Raw genomic sequence first — 3,625 nt, 5'->3', positions numbered from 1 at the left:
ATGGGAAACGAGATGCCATACTACAAGAAGGTACTTTATTCCAATTTTCTACACCTCGCCTTTTTGCTAATTGACGAATTTCACTTTTATATAATCCAGCTTCTTGTAATAAACTACGAACACCTTCTTCATTACGAGCTTTTACTCCTGGGCGAAAATCATCTACATCATCCATAATCGTCCCATCTGATAAAACCGTATATCCTTCTTTTTCAGCATGTTCTTTAATCGTTTGATACAACATCTTTTTACTGTAATACCAAATTTTAGGCGTATTCGCTGTAATTCGAGGATCTAATAATTCTTGCATTTCTAATCCGATGACACGAGCTCCCATTTCATTTGCCAGATCAATGGCCATATCAAACTCATAATCCGGAAATAATTCTGAATTGACCACAGCAGCTAAAACATTCTCACTTCCAAGCGTATCAACAGCCACTTTTAATAAATAAGTACTATCAATTCCGCCAGAATAAGTAATGACAATTTTTCCTGTTTTTCGTAATATTTCTTCAAGCTTCTTCTCTTTTTCATCCATAAAGATTCTCCTTTACACTGCCTCCTATTCAGCCTCTCTTCCTGTAAAATCGGCTAAATAAGAAATGTCCTTTACAATGATTTTCTGATTTTTTACTTGTACAATACCTTCTGTTTTTAAATCATGAATAATACGATTTACACTATTTCGAGTTGAAATTCCACAAAATCCAGCAATATCTTCATTGGTTACTGCAAAATCAATTAATACTCCATCTCGAGTTTGAACTCCAAATTGCTTTACCAGTTTATAAAGAAATGCACATACCGCACCTTTTTTACCATTCATCGTCATATATTGTAAAGATTCAATATTTTCAGATAATTTTTTTCGATAATATTCTCGAATATAATCTTGTAATTTTCGATCTTCTTTAACATATTCCCAAAACTTAATGCGCTGAATACGATAAAAACTAGCTTCATCGGATTCTACTCGAACATTGAAAGGTGCTGAAGTATAATTGGAAACCTCATCTCTTAATAATGAGATAATATCAATAGGCGTAATATAAGATAAATTAAACTCTCTTCCATCTTTTAAGATGATACTTGTTTTAACAACGCCTTCTTTCAACACATAAGTATATGATTCTTCCAACCCATGATACGCTAAATACATATGTTTTTTCTTTTTAATAACGGGAGCATTATGCTCTTCCAAAAAATTTACTAAGTAATTTTCTTCCATTTGACGCACTCCTTTTTTTTAAAAAAACTTCTTCATTCTCCCAACCAATATTATCCTCTTGTAGAAAATATTTTTATTAACATATGTTAACACCATTTGTGCCATCATTCCACTAGGAAAAATATATACTAGACTATGTGAACGATTTGCAAAGGAGATGTTAAGAAATGGTAGATATTCAATTACCTTATGACAAACAACTAATCACTGCTAGCATTCCTGATAAAAATTTTGCAGGATTGTTAGAATCTCAAGCAGAAAATTTTTCAAATCCGCTTTCTGAACAAGAAACCGTTGAAAAATCAATGGATAATCCTATTGGGAGTAAATCATTAGAAGAACTAGCAAAAGGGAAAAAAGACATCGTCTTAATTAGTTCAGACCATACTCGTCCCGTTCCTTCTCATATTATTACTCCAATTATTTTACGCCGTATTCGTAGTGTCGCTCCAAATGCTCGTATCCGTATTTTAGTAGCAACAGGGTTCCATCGTCCTTCAACTCGTGAAGAGTTAATTCATAAGTACGGTCAAGAAATTGTCGATAACGAAGAAATCGTGATGCATATTTCAACAAATGATGAAGATATGGTAAAAATCGGTCAATTACCTTCAGGTGGTGACTGTATTATTAACCGTATCGCTGCAGAAGCAGACTTATTAATCGCTGAAGGATTCATTGAATCTCATTTCTTTGCAGGATTCTCAGGCGGACGTAAATCTGTATTACCTGGAGTCGCTTCATATAAAACGATTATGGCAAACCACTCTGGTGAATTCATTGACTCTGACAAATCAAGAACAGGGAATTTAAAACATAACTTAATTCATGAAGATATGGTTTATGCTGCTCGTACTGCAAAATTAGCCTTCATCGTTAATGTTGTCTTAGATGGAGAAAAACATATTATCGGTTCCTTCGCTGGTGATATGGAAGAAGCTCACCATGTTGGATGTGAATTCGTTCGTGGATTAGCTCATGTTAGAAAAATCCCTTGTGATATCGCTGTTTCAACAAACGGTGGATTCCCACTAGATCAAAATATTTATCAAGCCGTTAAAGGAATGACTGCTGCTGAAGCTACGAATAAAGAAGGTGGCGTTATTATTATGGTTGCAGGATGTCGTGACGGACACGGTGGTTCAGGTTTCTATCACAATTTAGCTGATTACAACCATCCAAAAGAATTTTTAGAAAAAGCGATTAACACACCACGTTTAGAAACTATCCCAGACCAATGGACTGCTCAAATTTTAGCACGTATTTTAGTTCATCATCGTGTAATTTTTGTTTCTGATTTAGTCGATCCTACATTAATTACAGATATGCACATGGAAATTGCTAAAACATTTGACGAAGCCTTAGCACGTGCCTTTGAAATTGAAGGGCCAGATGCTAAAGTTACCGTTATTCGTGACGGTCTATCTGTCATCGTTGAAGATTAGGAATTCATTATGGATAAAAAAGAGATTCTGATTCAATTTCAAAAAGGAGAGCTTTCACTTGAGGAAGCTACTTCTCAATTAGAAGGGATCGACGATTTAGGATTTGCCTCTTTAGACCTTTCTCGCAATAGAAGAAATGGATTTCCAGAAATTATATACGGAGAAGGAAAAACAAAAGAGCAAATCGAAAAAATTATTGCATCATTAGAAAAAGAAAATCTTCCTGTACTAGCAACTAGAGTGGATAGCGAAAAAGGACATTACTTATTAGAAAAAATTCCTCACGGATTTTATTACGAAACTGCGAGAGCTTTTGTCGTTCATCCAACTCCAATTCATACTGAACATTACATTGCTGTAGTAACGGCAGGAACAAGTGATATGCCGGTAGCAGAAGAAGCTGCTATTACTGCTGAAACATTTGGTAATCCTGTGAAACGGATTTATGATGTTGGAGTTGCGGGTATCCATCGTCTATTCAATCGTTTGGATGATATTCGTGGTGCTAGTGTCATTATTGTCATTGCTGGAATGGAAGGTGCTCTTGTGAGCGTAGTCGCAGGATTAGTAGATGTCCCTGTCATTGCTGTTCCTACAAGTGTAGGATATGGAAGTAACTTACAAGGGCTTACTACTCTCATGAGTATGTTAACTTCTTGTGCTTCCGGTGTAACGGTAGTCAATATTGATAATGGATTTGGGGCTGCTTATTCTGCTAGTATGATTAATCAAATTCGAGGTGTTTCATCATGACACATTTATATTTAGAACCTTTATCTGGCATTAGTGGAGATATGCTGAATGGTCTTCTTATTGATTTAGGAGCTAGTTCAGACTATTTACAACAAGAACTTAAAAAATTAGCAGTTGGTGGCTATCATTTGCATATTCATAAAATTGCTAAAAGCAGTATTTATGGAATTGATTTCGATGTTCATTTAGAACATGG

Annotated in this window: 5 protein-coding genes; 3 read left to right on the top strand and 2 right to left on the bottom strand. The window is 35.1% G+C overall.

From position 1 onward, the window contains the following. Both RYL55_RS08435 and RYL55_RS08430 read right to left on the bottom strand, forming a co-directional pair. Positions 1-541: ATP-dependent sacrificial sulfur transferase LarE (locus RYL55_RS08435; RefSeq protein WP_315008641.1), on the bottom strand; the 541-nt coding region annotated here is incomplete at its 3' end. Between the two features lie 24 nt (positions 542-565). Further along, positions 566-1,231 carry a Crp/Fnr family transcriptional regulator gene (locus RYL55_RS08430; protein ID WP_315008639.1) on the bottom strand — a complete coding sequence of 222 codons (666 nt, stop codon included), beginning with the start codon at positions 1,229-1,231 and terminating at the stop codon, positions 566-568. Positions 1,232-1,398: 167 nt separating this feature from the next. Between RYL55_RS08430 and larA the strand changes: the two genes are divergently transcribed. The 3 genes from larA to larC form a co-directional block, all read left to right on the top strand. Further along, on the top strand, positions 1,399-2,676 hold the full coding sequence (gene larA / locus RYL55_RS08425; RefSeq protein WP_315008637.1) for a nickel-dependent lactate racemase: 1,278 nt from the start codon (positions 1,399-1,401) through the stop codon (positions 2,674-2,676). 9 nt (positions 2,677-2,685) lie between these two features. Then, positions 2,686-3,429 (top strand): nickel pincer cofactor biosynthesis protein LarB, encoded by a 744-nt coding sequence (gene larB, locus RYL55_RS08420; RefSeq protein ID WP_315008635.1) that lies wholly within the window; start codon positions 2,686-2,688, stop codon positions 3,427-3,429. Continuing rightward, positions 3,426-3,625 (top strand): nickel insertion protein (gene larC, locus RYL55_RS08415; RefSeq protein ID WP_315008633.1); only part of this gene is annotated, 200 nt, incomplete at its 3' end. The genes larB and larC, both read left to right, overlap by 4 nt.

It is taken from the genome of uncultured Granulicatella sp. (assembly GCF_963515615.1).
Classification (GTDB): domain Bacteria; phylum Bacillota; class Bacilli; order Lactobacillales; family Aerococcaceae; genus Granulicatella.
The sequence above is the reverse complement of the archived record's forward strand: the minus strand, read 5'-3'. Positions and strand labels throughout refer to the sequence as shown.

Bases quoted from the DNA above. Each gene is read 5' to 3' on its own strand.
- larB (WP_315008635.1), top strand. From the start codon at position 2,686: ATGGATAAAAAAGAGATTCTGATTCAATTTCAAAAAGGAGAGCTTTCA.
- RYL55_RS08430 (WP_315008639.1), bottom strand. From the start codon at position 1,231: ATGGAAGAAAATTACTTAGTAAATTTTTTGGAAGAGCATAATGCTCCC.
- larA (WP_315008637.1), top strand. From the start codon at position 1,399: ATGGTAGATATTCAATTACCTTATGACAAACAACTAATCACTGCTAGC.